The sequence below is a fragment of the Pseudomonas sp. RA_105y_Pfl2_P56 genome (assembly GCF_963970845.1).
GTDB classification, from domain to species: domain Bacteria; phylum Pseudomonadota; class Gammaproteobacteria; order Pseudomonadales; family Pseudomonadaceae; genus Aquipseudomonas; species Aquipseudomonas baetica_A.
This window is the reverse complement of sequence record NZ_CAXAPL010000014.1, coordinates 22,644-38,533: the sequence shown is the minus strand read 5'-3', so window position 1 is coordinate 38,533 and position 15,890 is coordinate 22,644. Positions and strand designations below refer to the sequence as shown.

The window sequence follows — 15,890 nt, the reverse complement described above, 5'->3', positions numbered from 1 at the left end:
CTTCGCGAGCGAGCCCACTCCCACAGGGTTCCTGGTATTTTCGATTAGTCGTGATCTTCCAGGTATTGCAGCGCCATCCGCTCCGTCGCCACCTTCACCGGCGGCAGCAAGTGCGGCGCCACCAGCATCATGATCTGGTAAACCACCAATCTGACTTCCCCCTCCCGATCAAGAATCCGCTGATAGTCCAGTGAAAACAGCAGCGTCAGGGTGATCTGCTCCACCAATTGCCCCAGCGCCTGCGTATCGCTGACCAACTGTCCTGCCGCCTTCAACCGCGCCAGCAACGATGCCAGTGTGCGTTTCAAGGCATTGAGCAAATGACGAATCCCCTTCGCCAGTTTCGGCAGGCGTCCGGCCAGGTTCGACAGGTCCTGAAACAGGAACCGATACTGCGCCAGTCGCTCGACGATCAGATGCAAGAACAGCCAGTAATCTTCCGGCGCCAACTCCACCTCCGGCGGCGGATCCAGCAGCGGCGCCAACTCATTCTGGAAACGTTCGAACAGTCCGAGTATCAGTGGCTCCTTGCCGTGGAAGTGGTAATAGAGGTTGCCGGGGCTGATCCCCATTTCATTGGCAACTTCCATGGTGGAAACGTTCGGCTCGCCCTTTTCGTTGAACAGTTGCAGAGCACATTCGAGAATCCGGTCGCGGGTTTTCATCCAGTCTTCTTAGAAAAATTCGGTTAAGCGTCAGCGCACATGCACGTAAGTGCCGGGTGCTGCCTCCATCGGTGGATAGTTCGGGTTGCCGAGGGTCATCTGGGTTTCGTGCTGGGCGCCGGAGCGTTGCTGAATCCATTCCAGCCACTGTGGCCACCAACTGCCGTCGACGTGTTTGCCGTCGTAGTACCAGGCGCGCGGATCGCTGCTCATCTTGCCGTTATCGATGTAGGCGGCTTTCGGGTTGGTCGGTGGGTTGAGAATGCTCTGTACATGGCCACTGTTGGACAGCACAAAACGTCGATCCCCCCCCAACAGCAAGGTTGAGCGATACACCGCATCCCATGGAGTGATGTGGTCGTTCATGCCGGCGACGCTGAAACTGTCGACAGTGACTTTCTGCAGATCGATCGGCGTACCGCAGACCTCAAGACCACCGGGGTGGGTCAGCGGGTTGTGCTTGAAGAAGTCCAGCAGGTCGCCGTGAAACGCGGCGGGCAGCCGTGTGTTGTCGTTGTTCCAGTAAAGAATGTCGAAGGCTGGCGGCTCTTTGCCCAACAGGTAGTTGTTGACGAAGTAGCTCCAGATCAAATCGTTGGGGCGCATCCAGGCGAAAACCTTGGACATGTCGCGACCGTCCAGCACGCCCTTCTGATAGGAACGGCGTTTGGCGGCTTCAAGGGTTTGCTCGTCGGCAAATAGCGTGGCCGGGGTTTCGATCTGGCTGTCGAGCAGGCTGACCAGATAGGTCGCGCTGGAGACCCGCCGCAGTTGCCGTTTGGCCTGCAAATGCCCTTGCAGAGCGGCGATGGTCAGCCCGCCGGCGCAGGCGCCCATCAGGTTGACCTCGCGGGCGCCGGTGATCGCCCGGCACACGTTCATCGCTTCTTCCACCGCTTCAACGTAAGTCGAAAGGCCCCATTCGCGGTGGCGCACATCGGGGTTGCGCCAACTGATCATGAAGGTCTGCAAGCCGTTTTTCAGGGCGTATTGGACGAAGCTGTTTTGCGGACTGAGGTCAAAAATGTAGTACTTGTTGATTTGCGGCGGTACTACCAGCAGTGGCTTGGCGTACTGTTTTTCGCTCATCGGTCGATACTGGATCAGCTCCAGCATCTCGTTGCGAAACACCACTGAACCGGTAGTGGTAGCGACGCTTTTGCCGACTTCGAATGCTTGCTTGGTGACCTGTCGAGGCAGGCCGTCGTTGTGCAGCAAATCATCAAACAGATGACTGAGGCCGCGCACCAGACTGTGGCCGCCGGAGTTGAACAACTCCTTGATCGCCAGCGGGTTGAGCAACGTATTGGACGGCGCTACGGCGTCGTTGAGCAGGGTGAAGGCAAACTGCGCGCGCGCGCGATCGTCCGGGCTCATGTTGCTCTCGTCGATCCAGCTTTTGACCTGTTTCTGCCAGGCCAGATACGCCTGCAGACTGCGCCGGTAAAACGGATTCAGGCTCCATGCCGGGTCGGCGAAGCGGCTGTCCTGTGGATTGGTCGGGTGCAGGGTTTCGCCCAGCAGCACGCGGCCCAATTGGCCGCCGAGTTTCAACGCGTGCTTCGCGCTGTGGATCGGGTTGCGCAAGCCATGGACGGCCACGCTGCGCAGGGTCGAGATCAGGTCTCGGCCACGCAGCCCGGCGATCGCACTTTGTGCATTGATGAACACGGCGGAGCTGGGTACAACGCCCTTTGCTGGTTTTTCGCGCATGTATCAACACTCCTTCGTCTTCAGGCCAAAAACAAACTCACCGAACCAGAACACCATAGTCGCTGTTGCGGGTTGTTGCCTGCGGGGCGTCCTGCCACGCATTCTGAAAAGGCACTGCATAAAACCTGCCGTAGCGGTTAGCCGCCCAGCGGTGTCGGGTGCGGGTGCATCACCGCGCGCTGACGTTCCTCCTCGAGGAATTTCATGATGATCGGCGCCACGGCTTCGGCGCGGGTAATCAGGAACAGGTGACCGTCATCGATGATGTGCAACTGCGCGTTGGGAATGCGCCAGGCGAGCATGCGCATGTTGACCAACGGGATCAGTGGATCGTCATCGCCGGCCAGCACCAGCGTCGGCTGGTGGATCTTGTGCAGCCAGTGAATGCTGGTCCAGCCCAGACCGGCGAACAGTTGCCAGTAGTAACCGAGCTTGCCCGCCGAACGCACTTTTGCTGCGTGGCTGGCGGCCAGGGTTGGGTCACGGCGGAACGAGCCGCCGTAGATCAACGGTGCGATACGGATGACATGGGACGGCTGAATGTAGCGCCGGGGGCTGGCCATCATCCACAGCACTTTCGGTTTGCCCGGCACCATCACCGCACCGGCAGCGGTCGCCGCCAGCACCAGTTTCTTGCAGCGCTCGGGGTAGTCGTAGGCGAACTGCTGCGCGAGCGCGCCGCCCCACGACACACCGATCACGTTGACCTGACCATAGTCGAGGTAATCGAGCATCCGTGACGTCAGCTTGGCCAGGCCGGGAAAGCGATACGGTCGGTTCGGCGTCGAGGAACCACCGACACCGGGCACGTCGAAGGCGATCACTTCCAGATCCGGGTCCAGCGCCGCGACAAACGGAAACACCAGCTCCAGGTTGGCGCCGATGCCGTTGAAAATCAGCAAGGGCGTCAAGTGAGGCTTGCCGGGGCGTACCGCCGTGCGAATGGTCTGGCCATCCAGATCGACGGTACGGAATATGAACGGTTGCGGCATGCTTCAGGCCCTGTGGGTCGATCTCAATATCACCCTTAACCCTTGTGGGAGCGGGCTTGCCTGCGAAGGCGTCATGTCAGTCAATATCGATACTGGCTGAACGATCGCTTTCGCGAGCAGGCTCGCCCCCACATTGGGGATGAGGTGTGTCAATTACCGCTCATGTACATAAGTGCCCGGCGATGCTTCGCCTGCCGGATGCGCCTTGTTGCCCAGTTTCATTGGAGCCTTTTTCAGATTGCCCGAGCGCTCGGCCTGCCACGCCTGCCAGTACAGCCACCAGGAATCCGTGTGCTTGGTCGAGTTCTCTTGCCAGTCATCGGCGTTGGCGGCCATCCCTTCGCTGGTCATGTAGCGCGATTTCGGATTACCCGGCGGGTTCAGAATGCTCTGGATGTGGCCGCTGCTCGACAATACGAATTCAACCTTGCCACCAAACAACTGCGCCGACTTGTAGCAGGACTTCCACGGGGTAATGTGGTCGTTGGTGCCGGCCAGCGAAAAGATATCGGCGGTGACTTGCTTGAGGTCGATCGGCGTGCCGCACACTTCCAGTGCATTGGGGCGGATCAGTGGATTGTTTTTGAACATCTCGATCAGGTCGCCGTGGAACGCGGCCGGCAACCTTGTGGTGTCGTTGTTCCAGAACAGAATGTCGAACACCGGCGGCTCATTGCCAAGCAGGTAGTTGTTGACCCAGTAGTTCCAGATCAGGTCGTTGGGGCGCATCCACGCGAAAACCTTGGCCATGTCTTTGCCTTCGAGCACGCCGGCCTGATACGAGTGGCGCTTGGCGGTCTCCAGGGTCTGCTCGTCGACGAACAGGGCAACGTCGCTGTCCAGGGTGGTATCGAGCACGCTGACCAGCAGGGTCAGGGCGTTGACCTTATTCTGGCCAAGGGCTGCGTAGTGGCCGAGCAGGGCGGTGCAGGTGATGCCACCGGAACAGGCGCCGAGCATGTTGATGTCTTTGCTGCCGGTGATCGCGGTCACCACATCGACCGCTTCTTTCAGCGCATCGATGTAGGTCGACAGGCCCCACTCGCGCTGAGCCTTGGTCGGGTTGCGCCAGCTGACGATGAACGTCTGCACGTTATTGCGCAGGCAGAAACGCGCCAGGCTCTTGTCCGGGCTCAGGTCGAATACGTAGAACTTGTTGATTTGCGGCGGCACGACGAGCAACGGACGCTCGTGGACTTGCTCGGTGATCGGCTTGTACTGGATCAGCTCCAGCACGTCGTTGCGAAACACCACCGCGCCTTCGGTCACGCCCAGGCTCTTGCCGACCTCGAATGCGCCCATGTTGACCTGGCTCGGCATGCCGCCGTTGTGCACCAGATCCTTGGCCAGATGCGAGAGGCCGTCGAGCAGGCTTTTGCCGCCGGTCTCGAAGAAGCGTTTGACCGCCGCCGGGTTGGCTGCCGTGTTGGTCGGCGCCATCGCTTCGGTCATCAGATTGATCACGAAATGGCCGCGAGCGACGTCTTTGGGTGACAGGCTGCTGTCGTCGATCCAGGCGTGGAGTTCCTTGCGCCAAGCCAGGTAGGTTTGCAGGTAGCGTTTGTAGAGCGGGTTCTGGCTCCACGCAGGATCGGCGAAACGACGGTCATCGCCTGCCGGTTGCAGTTCGGATTTGCCGAACAACACGTTCTTCAGTTCGAGACCGAAATGGGTGACGTGCTTGACGCTATGGATCGGTTGTCTGATGGCCTGTTTCAGCACCATACGAGCAGAGGCCAGCAGATCCTTTCCGCGCAGCCCAACGACGGGATTAAGCCCCAGAGTGTTTTCCGAGGCTTGATACTTCAGGTCATCGTTATTCTTGTTACTCATCTACGACGCTCCATTGTCCTGAGACGAGTACCCGGTTTTCTGCTGTGCAGTTCCACAGCCAATGCCAGATACTACTGCTCGGGTGACCGTTAATTCTGCATAGCTGCTTTACAGTCGTAGAGCACTGCAGGGAACTTGCCAGCTCCATTGGTTACCCGAGTTTAATTTTTTTCGCAAGCGGGCCGATCCTCGACGCCGCAGCAGAGCATTCAAACAGATGAATTTAGAAAATGCCCTCTAAAGAGCAAGACGCTGGGACTAGAGCATCAGCTTGACGATCGACTGATCCGGATCGCGGGTTTTTCCGGCCGCTTTGAGCTCAGCCAGATAATCGGCCCAGAGTGCGTCATGACGTCGCCCCAGCTCATAGAGATATTCCCAAGTGAACAGGCCGCTGTCGTGCCCGTCGTCGAAGGTCAGTTTCAGTGCGTAGTGACCGGCCGGTTCCAGCTTGCTCAAGCCAACGTTGAGCTTGCCGAATTGCAGGATGGGTTTGCCGTGGCCCTGGACCTCGGCGGAGGGGGAATGCACACGCAGGAATTCGGCGGGCAGGGTGAACTCCTCGCCGGACGCGTAGGTGAGCGTCAGGGTTTTCGAGGCTTTTTGCAGTTTGATGTCGGTGGGAATTGAGGTCATGGTCTGGCGTCCGTTGTGTGGGCGACCCTGATTCAAATGTGGGAGCGGGCTTGCTCGCGAAAGCGGTGTGTCAGCCAACATGGATGTCGACTGGCACGGCCTCTTCTCGAGCAAGCCCGCTCCCACAGGGTCCGCTACCGCTGTAAGTATGGCTTACAGGATATAACGGGACAGGTCTTCGTTCTGCGCCAATTCGCCCAAGTGGCTGTTGACGTATTCGGCGTCGATCAGGATCGGCTTTTCATCATGGGTGCTGGCCATATCGCCGGCACTGAACGACACCTCTTCGAGCAGACGCTCAAGCAGCGTGTGCAGGCGACGGGCACCGATGTTTTCGGTTTTCTCGTTGACCTGCCAGGCGATCTCGGCGATGCGCTTGATGCCTTCGGGCTGGAACTCGATGTTCAGGCCTTCGGTTTTCAGCAGCGCGCAGTATTGCTCGGTGAGCGAGGCATGCGGTTCGCTGAGGATGCGCTCGAAATCTTCCGGGCTCAGGGCCTTGAGTTCGACGCGGATCGGCAGACGACCTTGCAGCTCGGGCACCAGATCGCTCGGTTTGCTCAGGTGGAACGCACCGGAGGCGATGAACAGGATGTGATCGGTCTTGACCATGCCCAGCTTGGTGTTGACGGTGCAGCCTTCGATCAGCGGCAGCAGGTCGCGCTGCACACCTTCACGGGAGACATCGGCGCCGCCGACATTGCCGCGCTTGGCCACCTTATCGATCTCGTCGATGAACACGATGCCGTGCTGCTCAACGGCTTCCAGGGCCTTGGCCTTCAACTCTTCTTCGTTGACCAGGCGCCCGGCTTCTTCGTCGCGCACCAGTTTCAGCGCTTCTTTGACCTTGAGCTTGCGGGACTTCTTCTTGCCCTTGCCCATGTTGGCGAACAGGGACTGCAACTGGTTGGTCATTTCTTCCATGCCTGGCGGCGTGGCGATCTCGATGCCGGCCACTTCGGCGACTTCGATTTCGATTTCCTTGTCATCCAGTTGGCCTTCGCGCAGACGCTTGCGGAACAGCTGACGGGTGTTGGAATCGGAGCTTGGCGCTTCTTCGTTGCTGAAGCCCATGCGCGCCGGTGGCAACAACGCATCGAGGATGCGGTCCTCGGCGGCGTCTTCAGCGCGGTGGCGCACGCGGGTCATTTCCTGCTCGCGCAGCATCTTGATCGCCGCGTCGGCCAGATCACGGATGATCGATTCGACGTCACGGCCGACATAGCCAACTTCGGTGAATTTGGTCGCTTCGACCTTGATGAACGGCGCGTTGGCCAGTTTCGCCAGGCGACGGGCGATCTCGGTTTTACCGACGCCGGTCGGGCCGATCATCAGGATGTTCTTCGGGGTCACTTCAACACGCAGCTCTTCAGGCAACTGCATCCGGCGCCAGCGGTTGCGCAGGGCAATCGCGACGGCGCGCTTGGCATCGTCCTGGCCGATGATGTGGCGGTTGAGTTCGTGGACGATTTCGCGGGGAGTCATGGACATAATAATTGGCGGTCCTCAAGCAAAAAAAGCCGTGGCACAGGGGCCGTATCAGGCTTCTTCAGCGAGATCCTGCTCCTCAATGGTCTGAGTGTGGTTGGTGAATACACAGATGTCGGCGGCGATACCCAAAGCGGTTTCGACGATTTCACGGGCCGACAGGTCGGTCTTTTTCAGCAGCGCGCTGGCCGCAGCCTGGGCGTAACCGCCACCGGAACCCATGGCGATGAGACCATTCTCAGGTTCGACCACGTCACCGTTGCCGGTGATGATCAACGAGGCATCTTTGTTGGCGACCGCGAGCATGGCTTCGAGGCGGCTGAGGGAGCGGTCGGTGCGCCATTCTTTGGCGAGTTCGACGGCGGCGCGGATCAGGTGGCCCTGATGTTTCTCAAGCTGGCCTTCGAAGCGTTCGAAGAGGGTAAAGGCGTCAGCGGTGGCACCGGCAAAACCGGCGATGACCTGGCCGTGGTAAAGGCGACGGACTTTCTTCGCGTTGCCTTTCATCACGGTGTTGCCGAGAGAAACCTGGCCGTCGCCGCCCATGACGACTTTGCCGTGGCGGCGGACTGAAACGATGGTGGTCAAGGGAAGAGTCTCCACACTGCGGGGCGAAAATGCCTTATGCCCATTCATATGGGGGTGGTGAAGCGGATTTCAACCGGGGAGGGCGCAGGGGGACGAACGGCGAGGGTGTGTCAGGATGACGGGGTGTCAGCCATGACGCCTTCGCGAGCAAGCCCGCTCCCACAGGGTTAGCGCAGATCCTGTGGAAGCGGGCTTGCTCGCGAAGAGTGATGACGCGGTACCGCTGATGGGATCAGCGATTCTGGCGTTGTTGTAACAACAGGTTGCTAAAACCAGCGCCAGCCAGTTGCTTCTGGGCCGTGGTCAGTTGTTCGCGGTTGCTGAACGGACCGACCAATACGCGGTACCAGGTTTCATCCTTCACCGTGCCGGACTCAACGGCCACCGACTGACCCAGCAGAATGATCTGCGCGCGCACCTTGTCCGCATCGGTCTCTTTACGGAACGAACCGGCCTGCAGGAAGAACTTGGTCACCGGCGCCGCTTTAGCCACCGGTGGCGCGGGCGGCGGGGTAATGCCCGACAGCGCAGCTTGAGCCCGTGCTGTGTCGATTTTCGCCGCTTCCGCCGGGGTGACCGGCGTGGTCGGCACTTGTGGCGTCGGCAGGGTTTTCTCCGGCACGGCGTCCGGCGGTACGATCACTTCCGATTCCGGCAGCAGGGTGTAGAAGTCGTACTTCGGCTTCACGGGCTGCGTCGGGCTCGGCGGGGTCTTGTTGGCCTCGGCGATTTTCGACGCTCTCTGCTGCTGTTGTTCGACCTTCTCACGCTTGACCGTGTCGCTGCCCTTGCCCGGTTCCAGTTTCATCAGGAACACGATGAACGCACCGACCGTCAGGCCGATGGCCATCCACAGCCAACCCGGAATCGGTTGCTTCGCAGGGGCTTGGTAACGGCTGGCGCCACGCTTGGGTGCAGGTTTTTTCTTGGCAGCCAACTTACATACGCTCCAGAGTTTCCAGACCCAACAGCTCCAGGCCTTGCTTGAGGGTGCGACCGGTCAGCGCGGCCAGACGCAGACGGCTCTGCATCTGTGCTGGCGTCTCGGCGGCGAGGATCGGGCAGTTCTCGTAGAAGCTGGAGAACAGACCGGCAACGTCGTACAGATAAGTGCAGAGGATGTGCGGCGTGCCTTTGTCGGACACGTTATTCAGCACTTCGCCGAACTGCGCCAGTTTCGCCGCCAGCTCGTGCTCGTGCGCCGCTTCCAGAACGATCTGACCGTCGACTTCGCTGAAGTCCTTGCCCAGTTTGCGGAACACACCGGCCACGCGGGTGTAGGCGTACAGCAGGTATGGCGCGGTATTGCCTTCGAAGTTGAGCATCAGGTCGAAGTTGAAGCTGTAGTCGCTGGTGCGGTGCTTGGACAGGTCGGCGTATTTCACCGCGCCGATGCCAACGACTTTGGCGATATTGCGCAACTCGTCTTCGGCCAGCGTCGGGTTCTTCTCTTTCACCAGGCTGTAGGCACGTTCCTGCGCTTCGGTGAGCAAGTCGATCAGCTTCACGGTGCCGCCGTCACGGGTCTTGAACGGACGGCCGTCGGCGCCGTTCATGGTGCCGAAGCCCATGTGCTCCATTTCCATCGGATGGGTCACGAAACCGGCCTTGCGCGCCACGGCGAACACTTGCTGGAAGTGCAGGGCCTGACGCTGGTCGACGAAGTACAGCGCGCGATCAGCCTTCAATTTGCCACTGCGGTAGCGCACGGCTGCCAGGTCAGTGGTGGCGTACAGGTAACCGCCGTCAGCCTTGACGATGATCACCGGCAGCGGGTCGCCGTCGGCGTTCTTGAACTCGTCGAGGAATACGCACTGGGCGCCGTTACTCTCGACCAGCATGCCGGCGGCTTTCAGGTCGTTTACAACGTTGATCAGGTCGTCGTTGTAGGCGCTTTCGCCCATCACGTCGGCCATGGTCAGCTTGACGTTGAGCAGTTCGTAGATCTTCTGGCAGTGCGACAGCGAGATGTCCTTGAACCTGGTCCACAGCGCCAGGCACTCGGCATCGCCGGCCTGCAGCTTGACCACCAGGCCACGGGCACGGTCGGCGAACGCTTCGGACTCGTCGAAACGCTGCTTGGCGGCGCGGTAGAAGTTTTCCAGATCCGACAGCTCATCGCTGGTGATCGGGTTTTCCTGCAGATACGCCATCAGCATGCCGAACTGGGTGCCCCAGTCGCCGACGTGGTTCTGGCGGATCACTTCGTCGCCGAGGAATTCCAGTACACGGGCCACGCCGTCACCGATGATGGTCGAGCGCAAGTGGCCGACGTGCATCTCTTTGGCCAGATTCGGTGCCGACAGGTCGACCACGGTGCGCTGCGCCGGGCCGGCCTTGCGCACGCCAACATGGGCGTCAGCCAGGGCAGCGTCGAGGCGGTTGGCCAGGGCCTGAGTGTTCTGGAAGAAGTTGATGAAGCCGGGGCCGGCGATTTCCGCTTTGGTGACGTTCTCGTCGGCCGGCAGTGCGGCAATGATTTTTTCCGCCAGATCGCGCGGCTTCATACCCGCAGGCTTGGCCAGCATCATGGCGATGTTGCTGGCGAAGTCGCCGTGGGTCTTGTCGCGGGCGTTCTCCACCTGAATCGCCGGCGTCAGGCCTTCAGGCAACACACCTTCGTTGACGAGTTGGGTGAGGGCTTGTTGGATCAGCTGGCGGATGGTGTCTTTCATGGTCTTCTCTTTCGACCGCAAGCGCGGCGGCGCATCGATGCGCGGGTGGAAAAACTGGGCATTATCCGTTGCGAAGACGGGCTTGCCAACCTTAGCAGGCAGCTTATGGATATGTGGTGACAATTCGGGCCTTTTCGCGAGCAAGCCCGCTCCCGCAAGGGATCGGTGCCAGACACATAATGTATGAATGCCGCAGATCCAATGTGGGAGCCTGCTCGCGAAGGCGATCTTCAGGTCAATACAGATCCACGGGATCGACATCCAGCGACCAGCGCACCGCCCGCCCACTCGGCATCTGTTCCAGCACCAGCAACCAACTGGCGAGCAACCGATGCAGTGGCCCCCGTGCTGTCGCCTGTAAAAGCAGTTGCGCACGGTAGCGCCCCGCCCGCCGTTCCATCGGTGCCGGCACCGGCCCGAGCAATTCGATCCCGCTCAGGTTCTGCTCAGCCAACAAACGTTCGGCCTCGCTGCATGCCTCATCGAGAAAGCCTTCGGCCTGCCCCGGCTTGTGCGCTTCGGCGCGCAACAGCGCCAGATGTGAAAACGGCGGCAGGCCGGCGGCGCGGCGCTCGCTCAACGCCTGTTCGGCGAACGCGAAGTAACCCTGCTCGGTCAGTTGCACTAATAAAGGATGGTCGGCCAAGTGCGTCTGAATGATCACTTTGCCCGGCTCTTCCGCTCGTCCGGCACGCCCGGCAACCTGAACGATCAACTGCGCCATTCGCTCGCTGGCGCGGAAGTCGCCGGAGAACAGCCCGCCGTCGGCATCGAGGATCGACACCAGCGTTACTCGCGGAAAATGGTGCCCCTTGGCCAGCATCTGCGTGCCGACCAGAATGCACGGCTGGCCCTTCTGAATCGTCGCGAACAACTGATTCATCGCGTCCTTGCGCGAAGTGCTGTCGCGGTCAACGCGCAGCACCGGGTAATCGGGGAACAGAATCGCCAGCCGTTCTTCGGCACGCTCGGTACCGGCGCCGACCGGGCGCAGATCAACCTTGTTGCACTTGGGGCACTGGCGCGGCACGCGTTCGACGTAACCGCAATGGTGGCAGCGCAGTTCGCCGTGACGCTGGTGCACGGTCATCCGCGCGTCGCAGCGCGAACATTCGGACATCCAGCCGCAATCGTGACAGAGCAGCGTCGGCGCAAAACCTCGACGGTTGAGGAACACCAATACCTGTTGGCCGTTGGCGAGCGTCTGGCCGATGGCTTGCTGCATCGGGCCGGAAATGCCGCTATCCAGCGGACGACTTTTTACATCCAGGCGCAGGAAACGTGGTTGCTTGGCACCGCCGGCGCGCTCATTCAGTCGCAGGAGGCCGTACCGACCGGTGTAGGCGTTGTGCAGACTTTCCAGCGAAGGCGTGGCCGAACCCAGGACGATCGGAATGTTTTCCTGCCGCGCGCGCACCAGTGCCAGGTCGCGGGCGTGATAGCGCAGGCCTTCCTGCTGTTTATAAGAACCGTCATGCTCCTCGTCGATGATGATCAGGCCCGGGTTTTTCATCGGGGTGAACAGCGCCGAACGGGTGCCGATAATAATGTCGGCCTCGCCATCGCGGGCGGCAAGCCAGGCGTCGAGGCGCTCGCGGTCATTGACCGCCGAGTGCAGCAGGGCGATGCGCGCATTGAAGCGCTGCTCGAACCGCGCCAGGGTTTGCGGGCCGAGGTTGATCTCCGGGATCAGCACCAGCGCCTGCTTGCCGGCCTCGAGGGTCTCGCGGATCAGTTGCAAATAGACTTCGGTCTTGCCGCTGCCGGTGACACCGGCCAGCAGAAACGCGTGATAACTGTCAAAGCCTGCGCGAATCGCTTCATATGCGGCGCGTTGCTCAGTGTTGAGCGGTAATTCCGGCTGCGCGAGCCAGTGCTCGTGGCGTGCACCGGGTGCATGCCGGCGGATGTCGACTTGCACCAGATTCTTGGCCAGCAACAAATCGAGGCTGTCCTTGCTCAGCATCAGCTTGCTCAGCAACTGATGGGCAACGCCGTGCGGGTGTTGGGCCAGGGTGGCCAGTGCCTCACGTTGGCGCGGGGCGCGTGCGACACGCGGATCATCGAGGCTGGCGCCGGGGGTGATCGACCAGAAGCGTTCCTGCCGCGCTTCGGCCAGTTCGCCCTGACGCAACAGCACCGGCAGCGCCCAGCTCAGAGTGTCGCCAAGGCTGTGCTGATAATACTGCGACGTCCACAGGCACAGCTTGAACAGCGCCGGTGGCAGTGGCGGCGTGGTATCGAGCAGGGCCAGTGCCGGTTTGAGCTTTTCCACCGGCACTTCGCTGGTGTCAGTGACCTCGACCAGAATCCCGATCATCTCCCGCCGGCCGAACGGCACCCGCAGACGCATGCCTGGTTGTAACTGGGCGCGCAGCACGCCGGCCGGGGCTCGATAGTCGAACAGGCGGCGCAAGGGTGAAGGCAGGGCGAGGCGCAGAATGGCGTCGGGCACGCGGGGGTCTCTATCAACACAAAAGAAGGGCGAGCGCAGATCAATTGTGGCAGCGGGCGTGCTCGCGAATGCGGTGTGTCAGGCACCGTAATGTTGGGTGAGACGCCGCATTCGCGAGCAAGCCCGCTCCCACAGGAGAATGTGTTCGAGGCCGGGAGCCTAGCAGACGGTCGGTCTAAGGGACAGCTTGCACGATTGACATTGTCTGGTAGAATCCGCGGCCTAATTACGTGCGGTATTCAACAATAGTGTTGGATGGCGGCACGCTAGCTGAGGAAGACACCATGAAAGCTGATATCCACCCGAACTACCCAGAAATCGCTGTTACCTGCAGCTGCGGCAACAAATTCGAAACTCGTTCGACCTTCGGCAAAGCCCTGGCGATCGACGTTTGCAACGAATGCCACCCGTTCTACACCGGTAAGCAAAAGACTCTGGACACTGGCGGCCGCGTTCAGCGCTTCGCCGACCGTTTCGGTGCTTTCGGCAAGAAACCTGCTGCTGCAGAGTAAGGTTGAAGAGCCCGGTGGGCTGTTCCTCACTGCTGAAAAAGGCGTCCCTCGCGGGCGCCTTTTTTGTGTCCGCGATTTGGCTGTCCGCAGCGCAAGCCTTCTGTCCTGTGCCCTCGGGGCTGACTACCGTGGCAGTGCAGCGCGTGGTCGATGGCGACACCTTGCGCCTGAGCGACGGGCGCAGCGTACGCATGATTGGTCTCAACACGCCTGAACTGGGCAGGCAGGGTCGCAGCGACGAACCGTTAGCCGTGGCGGCACGCAAACGCCTCGAAGCGTTGGTGGCTGCCAGTGGCGGACGTGTCGGTTTGCTCCCCGGTAAGCAAGCGAAAGACCATTACGGTCGTACGCTCGCCCACCTCTATAGCGTCAGCGGCGCCAATCTTGAAGCGCAAATGCTCGCCGACGGCCTCGGTTTTCAGGTCGCCGTAGCACCGAATGTCGATTTGGTGGCCTGTCAGCAAGCCGCCGAGCGCAGCGCGCGACAGGCTGGGCGAGGTCTCTGGCGGCAATCACCTGTACTGAAAGCGGAGCAGATCCAGCGCTCTGGTTTCGCGGTGGTCAGTGGTCGTGTGAGCAAGGTGCAACGCAATCGAGGTGGAATCTGGATCGAGTTGCAGGGCGCACTTGTATTGCGCGTTGCACCCAATCTGGTCGGACAATTTGACAGCGCTCGCCTGCAAGCGCTGAAGGGCAAGCAAATCGAGGCTCGTGGCTGGGTGGTTGATCGTTCGCGTCGCGGTGGGTTGCAACCGGGTCAGCCGCGTTGGCTACTGCCACTGACCGATCCGTCGATGTTGCAACGCGCCCGCTGAGTAAACTTGTAGACATTTTTCCTGTTGATTGTGAACAGTCAAGCCCTTGCCCGCCGTGGCTCTTGGCCCAAAGTCGTAGGGCTGGGCGCTTGACAGGGGTGACTGCTCAGTCTTGTGGGGACTTTGCGAGGCGCGTATCCTCGCTGACCAGTCTGTCCAACAGTAAAAAAGCGGAATGCCAAAATGTCTGATCTGAAAACTGCCGCTCTCGAATATCATGCCAATCCTCGTCCGGGGAAGCTGAGTGTCGAGCTCACCAAGGCCACTGCTACCGCCCGCGACCTGTCGCTGGCCTACAGCCCCGGCGTAGCTGAACCAGTGCGTGAGATCGCTCGCGATCCTGAACTGGCCTACAAGTACACCGGCAAGGGCAACCTGGTTGCAGTCATTTCCGATGGCACCGCGATTCTCGGCCTGGGCAACCTCGGCCCATTGGCTTCCAAGCCTGTAATGGAAGGTAAAGGCGTACTGTTCAAGCGCTTCGCTGGCATCGACGTTTTCGACATCGAAGTCGACTCCGAAAGCCCGCAAGCCTTCATCGACACCGTCAAGCGCATTTCCATCACCTTCGGTGGCATCAACCTGGAAGACATCAAGGCACCCGAGTGCTTTGAGATCGAACGCGCTCTGATCGAGCAGTGCGACATTCCAGTGTTCCACGATGACCAGCACGGCACTGCAATCGTGACCGCTGCAGGCATGATCAACGCCCTGGAAATCGCTGGCAAAACCCTGGCTGACGCCAAGATCGTCTGCCTGGGCGCTGGTGCTGCTGCCATCTCCTGCATGAAGTTGCTGGTGAGCATGGGCGCAAGCATCGAAAACATCTTCATGGTTGACCGTACTGGCGTGATTCACTCCGGCCGTGACGACCTGAACCAGTACAAAGCCGTGTTCGCCCACGCCACCGAGAAGCGCACCCTGGCTGACGCTCTGAAAGGCGCTGATGTGTTCGTTGGTCTGTCCGGCCCGAACCTGCTGAGCGCGGAAGGCCTGCTGTCGATGGCGGCCAACCCGATCGTGTTCGCGTGCTCGAACCCGGATCCGGAAATCTCCCCGGAACTGGCGCACGCCACCCGTAACGACGTGATCATGGCCACCGGCCGTTCGGACTACCCGAACCAGGTCAACAACGTACTGGGTTTCCCGTTCATCTTCCGTGGTGCCCTGGACGTTCGCGCCAAGCGCATCAACGAAGAAATGAAAGTGGCTGCTGCCAACGCCCTGCGTGAACTGGCCAAACTGCCAGTCCCTCAGGACGTGTGCGATGCCTACGGTGGCGCCCCGCTGGAATTCGGTCGTGAGTACATCATTCCGAAGCCAATGGACCAGCGCCTGATCACCCTGATCTCCGATGCCGTGGCCAAAGCCGCCATCGAGACCGGTGTGGCAACCCTGCCGTATCCGAAGAACTACCCGCTGAAAAGCGTCGATGATGTGTTCAACGGCTAAGTCGTTGTAGCGCTTCAAGCGAAAGCCCCGACTCGCAAGAGTCGGGGCTTTTTTGTTTCTGATGTC

General features: G+C 60.4%; 13 protein-coding genes. 3 read left to right on the top strand and 10 right to left on the bottom strand.

What is annotated here, in order from left to right:
• Positions 1-44 precede the first annotated feature (44 nt).
• From AACY11_RS11905 to AACY11_RS11860, 10 genes are all read right to left on the bottom strand, one after another.
• The gene (locus AACY11_RS11905; RefSeq protein WP_339432964.1) at positions 45-665 is read right to left on the bottom strand and encodes a TetR/AcrR family transcriptional regulator; all 621 of its coding nucleotides are present in this window, start codon (positions 663-665) and stop codon (positions 45-47) included.
• A gap of 30 nt (positions 666-695) precedes the next feature.
• Positions 696-2,378: a class II poly(R)-hydroxyalkanoic acid synthase gene (gene phaC, locus AACY11_RS11900; protein WP_339432963.1), complete on the bottom strand. Its 1,683-nt coding sequence runs from the start codon at positions 2,376-2,378 to the stop codon at positions 696-698.
• A 137-nt stretch (positions 2,379-2,515) separates the two neighbouring features.
• Positions 2,516-3,370, bottom strand: coding sequence for a poly(3-hydroxyalkanoate) depolymerase (phaZ, locus tag AACY11_RS11895; RefSeq protein WP_221731317.1), 855 nt, complete (start codon positions 3,368-3,370; stop codon positions 2,516-2,518).
• Positions 3,371-3,523: 153 nt separating this feature from the next.
• Positions 3,524-5,203, bottom strand: coding sequence for a class II poly(R)-hydroxyalkanoic acid synthase (phaC, locus tag AACY11_RS11890; protein WP_339432962.1), 1,680 nt, complete (start codon positions 5,201-5,203; stop codon positions 3,524-3,526).
• 258 nt (positions 5,204-5,461) lie between these two features.
• Positions 5,462-5,839, bottom strand: a complete 378-nt coding sequence (locus AACY11_RS11885) for a DUF971 domain-containing protein (RefSeq protein ID WP_339494828.1) — start codon at positions 5,837-5,839, stop codon at positions 5,462-5,464.
• Between the two features lie 153 nt (positions 5,840-5,992).
• Positions 5,993-7,330 carry an ATP-dependent protease ATPase subunit HslU gene (gene hslU, locus AACY11_RS11880; protein ID WP_339464011.1) on the bottom strand — a complete coding sequence of 446 codons (1,338 nt, stop codon included), beginning with the start codon at positions 7,328-7,330 and terminating at the stop codon, positions 5,993-5,995.
• 48 nt (positions 7,331-7,378) lie between these two features.
• Positions 7,379-7,915, bottom strand: a complete 537-nt coding sequence (gene hslV / locus AACY11_RS11875; RefSeq protein ID WP_003220875.1) for an ATP-dependent protease subunit HslV — start codon at positions 7,913-7,915, stop codon at positions 7,379-7,381.
• A 232-nt stretch (positions 7,916-8,147) separates the two neighbouring features.
• Positions 8,148-8,852 carry an SPOR domain-containing protein gene (locus AACY11_RS11870; protein WP_339432960.1) on the bottom strand — a complete coding sequence of 235 codons (705 nt, stop codon included), beginning with the start codon at positions 8,850-8,852 and terminating at the stop codon, positions 8,148-8,150.
• Between the two features lies 1 nt (position 8,853).
• A complete protein-coding gene (gene argS, locus AACY11_RS11865; RefSeq protein ID WP_339494827.1) occupies positions 8,854-10,590 on the bottom strand; it encodes an arginine--tRNA ligase in 1,737 nt (578 codons plus the stop codon).
• Between the two features lie 235 nt (positions 10,591-10,825).
• Positions 10,826-13,045, bottom strand: coding sequence for a primosomal protein N' (locus AACY11_RS11860; RefSeq protein WP_339494825.1), 2,220 nt, complete (start codon positions 13,043-13,045; stop codon positions 10,826-10,828).
• Between the two features lie 284 nt (positions 13,046-13,329).
• On the opposite strand from AACY11_RS11860, the gene rpmE reads away from it, so the two are divergent.
• The 3 genes from rpmE to AACY11_RS11845 all read left to right on the top strand — a co-directional run bounded on the left by rpmE (position 13,330) and on the right by AACY11_RS11845 (position 15,824).
• Positions 13,330-13,557, top strand: coding sequence for a 50S ribosomal protein L31 (gene rpmE, locus AACY11_RS11855; protein WP_339432957.1), 228 nt, complete (start codon positions 13,330-13,332; stop codon positions 13,555-13,557).
• Between the two features lie 14 nt (positions 13,558-13,571).
• The gene (locus tag AACY11_RS11850; protein WP_339494824.1) at positions 13,572-14,372 is read left to right on the top strand and encodes a thermonuclease family protein; all 801 of its coding nucleotides are present in this window, start codon (positions 13,572-13,574) and stop codon (positions 14,370-14,372) included.
• A gap of 183 nt (positions 14,373-14,555) precedes the next feature.
• Positions 14,556-15,824 (top strand): malic enzyme-like NAD(P)-binding protein, encoded by a 1,269-nt coding sequence (locus tag AACY11_RS11845; RefSeq protein WP_339432955.1) that lies wholly within the window; start codon positions 14,556-14,558, stop codon positions 15,822-15,824.
• Positions 15,825-15,890: the final 66 nt, after the last annotated feature.

What these genes read in the sequence shown, in the direction of transcription:
- phaC (WP_339432963.1), bottom strand. Translation starts at nt 2,378, where the DNA reads ATGCGCGAAAAACCAGCAAAGGGCGTTGTACCCAGCTCCGCCGTGTTC.
- argS (WP_339494827.1), bottom strand. Translation starts at nt 10,590, where the DNA reads ATGAAAGACACCATCCGCCAGCTGATCCAACAAGCCCTCACCCAACTC.
- phaZ (WP_221731317.1), bottom strand. Translation starts at nt 3,370, where the DNA reads ATGCCGCAACCGTTCATATTCCGTACCGTCGATCTGGATGGCCAGACC.
- AACY11_RS11845 (WP_339432955.1), top strand. Translation starts at nt 14,556, where the DNA reads ATGTCTGATCTGAAAACTGCCGCTCTCGAATATCATGCCAATCCTCGT.
- phaC (WP_339432962.1), bottom strand. Translation starts at nt 5,203, where the DNA reads ATGAGTAACAAGAATAACGATGACCTGAAGTATCAAGCCTCGGAAAAC.
- hslU (WP_339464011.1), bottom strand. Translation starts at nt 7,330, where the DNA reads ATGTCCATGACTCCCCGCGAAATCGTCCACGAACTCAACCGCCACATC.
- AACY11_RS11905 (WP_339432964.1), bottom strand. Translation starts at nt 665, where the DNA reads ATGAAAACCCGCGACCGGATTCTCGAATGTGCTCTGCAACTGTTCAAC.
- rpmE (WP_339432957.1), top strand. Translation starts at nt 13,330, where the DNA reads ATGAAAGCTGATATCCACCCGAACTACCCAGAAATCGCTGTTACCTGC.
- AACY11_RS11885 (WP_339494828.1), bottom strand. Translation starts at nt 5,839, where the DNA reads ATGACCTCAATTCCCACCGACATCAAACTGCAAAAAGCCTCGAAAACC.